The 3,968-nt window shown below is 72.0% G+C and carries 4 protein-coding genes; all 4 read right to left on the reverse strand.

The window, feature by feature from the left end:
• A partial coding sequence (gene whiA / locus FDZ70_07385; protein ID TLM74023.1) for a DNA-binding protein WhiA occupies positions 1-888 on the reverse strand: 888 nt, incomplete at its 3' end.
• 2 nt (positions 889-890) lie between these two features.
• Entirely contained in the window at positions 891-1,931 is a 1,041-nt protein-coding gene (locus FDZ70_07390; protein ID TLM74024.1) for a YvcK family protein, read from the reverse strand.
• The gene (rapZ, locus tag FDZ70_07395) at positions 1,811-2,725 is read right to left on the reverse strand and encodes an RNase adapter RapZ (protein ID TLM74025.1); all 915 of its coding nucleotides are present in this window, start codon (positions 2,723-2,725) and stop codon (positions 1,811-1,813) included. The genes FDZ70_07390 and rapZ overlap by 121 nt, the downstream gene beginning before the upstream one ends.
• A 104-nt stretch (positions 2,726-2,829) precedes the next feature.
• The coding region (locus tag FDZ70_07400) for a hypothetical protein (GenBank protein ID TLM74026.1) at positions 2,830-3,968 on the reverse strand (1,139 nt) is incomplete at its 5' end.

Here is a 3,968-nt window from a genome sequence, read left to right on the forward strand (position 1 = left end):
ATGGTACACCGCCGATTTCGACAGCGGCGGGTCCGCCAGCTCGCCGAGTTCCCGCAGGTTGGCGTCGGGATTCGCGAGTCGCAGCTCGGCCAGCTCGCGCAGTGCGGGCGGCAGCGCGTCGAGCCCCGGGTCGGCGGCCAGGCGGCGGATGCACTCGATCTGCGCGGCCGCGGCGTCGGCGGCCTTGTGGAGGTTGGCGGTCTCGGCGTTGACCAGCCGGTTCACCTCGTTGCGCACGCCCTTGAAGATCCGCACGTCCTCTGTGCGCAGCAGCGCCGAGTGCGCGCCCGCGAGCGCGAGGAACGTGACGATCGGCTCGGCGCCCTTCAGGTAGACGGCGTGCAGGCCGCGGCGCCGCGTCACGCGCGCCTCGATGTCGAAGCGCGCGAGCAGGCCGACCAGGTCGTCGGCGATGTCGCGCGTCTCGGTCGTCAGCTCGAAGTGGAAGTCGCCGTGCGGGTCCGCGACGAACCCGCCGCCGAGGAACGCCCCGCGCAGGTACGCCTGCGCGCAGCAGTCGCGCCTCACGAGCGCGGGCGGCACGTGGCCGGCGAGCCCGAAGTCGGCGCCGAGCACGCCGAGGTCGCGCAACGCGCCGGCGAGCTTGGGCTGGGTCGGCACCGTGATCAGGTAGTTGTTCGCGCGGTGCAGGGTCGAGCGCCGGACCGTGAGTTCGGTGGTGAGGCCGTAGAGGCCATGCAGCAGCTTGATGGTCTTGCGCGCGACCGGCGCGGTCTCGGTGGCGATCTCGAGGCGGACGCGCTCGTTGCCGGTGAAGTGCAGCGTCCCCTCCACCCGCACGAGCGCGGCGAGCTCCGCCTTGGGGCAGCACACGCGCTTGCCCTCGACGCGCGAGAGCTCGTCTTTCACCTCCGCGGTGAACGACACGGCTACAGCACCTCCGCCAGCGCGGCCTGCAGCAAGGCGGCCGAGTGGTGCAGCGGGTTCGCGGGGTCGATCACGTCGAACGCGCGGGCCTCGAGCCCGAGGGCGGCGATGCGCTCTCGCGTCGCGGCGTCGCCGAGGACGGAGTCCGCCGCGGGCGGCGCGTCCGCGCGCTCGTGGACGATGACGGTGTCGATCGCGCCGCCGAGGCCGTGGCCGACCAGCGCCGCGACGTGATCGGCGGCATCCATGCCGCCGGTCTCGCCGCGCTGGTTGGCCACGTTGCAGACGTAGACGCGCCGCCCGCGGCACGCGCGGAGCGCGTCGGCGACGCCGGCGACGAGGAAGTTCGGCAGGATCGACGTGTACAGCGAGCCCGGGCCGATGACGACCGCGTCCGCCTCGGCGATCGCCTCGACCGCAGGCGCGTACGCGGGGGGGTCGGCCGGCTCGAGGTAGACCATCTCCACCGGCGCGTCGCTGTGAGCCACGTTGACCTGCCCCGCGACCTCACTACCGGCTGCGTCGACCGCGTGCAGGCGCACGTCCGCGAGCGTCGACGGGAGCACGCGCCCGCGCGCGCCGAGCAGCTCGGCAGCCGCGGACAGCGCCTCCGGGAAGCCGCCGCGGATGTCGGCGAGCGCGGCGATCACGAGGTTGCCGAGCGCATGGCCGGCGAGGCTCTCGCCGTGCGGGAAGCGGTACGCGAACACGCGGGCAAGCGTGCTGTCGGGATCGGCGAGGGCCACGAGGCAGTTGCGGGCGTCGCCGGGCGGCAGCATGCCGAGCTCGCGGCGGAGCAGGCCGGACGAGCCGCCGTCGTCGGCCACCGTGACCACCGCGGTGACGTCGTAGCCGAGGCCGAGCAGGCCGCGCAGGACCGCGGGCAGGCCCGTGCCCCCGCCGATGGCGACGGCCGTGCGCGTCACGCAGCGCCCCCACGGCCGATGTCGCGGTGCGTGACGGTGACGGTGTAGCCGCGTCCGCGGAGCATCCCGGCGGTCCGCTCGGCCAGCACCACGCTGCGGTGCTTGCCGCCCGTGCAACCGAGCGCGATCGACAGGTGGCTTCGGCCCTCGGCGACGTAGTGCGGCGCGAGGAACTTCAGAAGCCCGAACCACTTGCGCTCGAAGTCCTCGGTCTCCTTGCGCTCGAGCACGAACCGGCGCACCGGATCGTCGCAGCCGTCGAGGTCGCGCAGCTCGTCGACGTAGTAGGGGTTCGGCAGGAAGCGCACGTCCATGACGATGTCGGCGTCGCGAGGCGCACCGTCGTACTTGAACCCGAACGACGAGACCGAGACCGCGAGCGTCTGCGTGAGCGACTCGCCGAAGAACCGGTGGCGGATCTGGTCGCGCAGCTTGGTCGGCGACATGTGGCTCGTGTCGATGACGACGTCGGCCATCGCGCGGACCTCGGCGAGCGCCTCGCGCTCAGCCCGGATGCCCTCGGCGACCGAACCCTCCTCGCCGAGCGGATGGCGGCGGCGCGTCTCCTTGAAGCGGTTGACGAGCGTCTCGTCGTCGGCCTCGAGGAAGAGCACGTGCAGCGGGACGCCTTCGGCCTTGAGGCGGGTGAGCTCACCGGTGAGCTCAGCGAAGAACTCGAGCGCGCGCACGTCGCACACGATGGCGATGCGGCGCACGCGGCTGCCCTCGAGGTGCGTGAGGCCCACGACCTGGCCGATCAGCGACGGCGGCAGGTTGTCGATGCAGAAGTAGCCGACGTCCTCGAAGGTGTGGATCGTCTGCGTGCGGCCGGCGCCGGACATGCCGGTGATGACGACGAGCGTCGGCTGCGGCTGATCGGGCTCGAGGTCGTGTTCGCTGGCTGCGGGCATCGCGTCCGTCCCCCGTCACGTGCGGCTTCGAGCGGGCGAGGCACGAGTATACGCGCAAACGCAGGACCCGGGCGTGTCCATACCCGGCGCGCCCGGCGCGGCGCCTACATCAGCGTGGACACGAGGCGCGCGGCGGCGTTGCGCAGCCGTCGCGGCCACGGCCAGCTCTCGACCATCTCGCGCGTGACGACCGAGCAGCCCTCCATGTCGCGCAGGAACGCGGCCTCGTTCTCGGCGACGACCGCGGGGTCGTAGAACCAGACCGCGACCTCCTTGTGCATGGACAGGCTGCGCACGTCGAGGTTCATGCTGCCGACCACGACGAGGTAGTCGTCGACGGTCAGCGTCTTGGCGTGCATGCACCCCTCGCGCTGGCGGTGGATGACGACGCCGGCGTCGAGCAGCGACGCGAGGTACCACTCGGTCGCCCAGTTGTAGACGGGGCGGTCCGTCCACCCCGTGATCATGAGGCGTACGTCGAGGCCGGAGAGCGCCGCCGCGACGAGCGCCGCATGCGCCTCCGGGTTCGGCACGTAGTCGGGCGACTGGATCCAGAGGCGCTCGGTCGCCTCGGACATCGTCGCCACGTAGGCGCGTCGCGCCGGCTCCCACGGCTCGTCGGCGGCTGTGGACACGACTTGGGCGAGCGACGCACGCCCGGTCTCCGGGTACTCGGCCGGGAAGAAGCGCTCCGTGAACAGGTCCTCGCCGGTCACCTCGAGCCAGAAGATCGCGAACAGCTTCTGCAGGTCGGCCACGGCCGGGCCTTTGAACCTCACGTGCGTGTCCCGCCACCCGGGGTGCCTGCGCACACCGTCCACGTACCGCAGGCCCACGTTCAGCCCGCCGGTGTAGCCGAGCGTCCCGTCGATGACCACGATCTTGCGATGGTCGCGGTAGAACAGCTTGCCCGCGCCACTCCACACGACGCGGACCTTCGCACCGGCGGCGCGCAGCCGTCTGACCTCGTCCTTGCGGAAGATCAGGCTGCCGACGACGTCGTAGAGCAGCCGCACCTCCACGCCGGCGGCGATACGCTCGATGAGGATGTCCGTGATCTCGGTGGTCAGGCGGTCCTGCGACCACATGAAGTACTGCAGGTCGATCGTGTCGGCCGCCGCCGCGAGGTCGCGCTTGAGCGCCGAGAACTTGGAGTTGCCGTCGAAGAACAGCTCGACGTCGTACGCGGGCAGCGCGGTCACGCCCTCGGCGCCCTCGATCAGGCGGACGAGGCGCCCCGCCC

This window comes from Actinomycetota bacterium (assembly GCA_005774595.1).
Taxonomy (GTDB): domain Bacteria; phylum Actinomycetota; class Coriobacteriia; order Anaerosomatales; family D1FN1-002; genus D1FN1-002.

Coding starts and splice junctions, on each gene's coding strand:
- rapZ (TLM74025.1), bottom strand. CDS start 2,725: ATGCCCGCAGCCAGCGAACACGACCTCGAGCCCGATCAGCCGCAGCCG.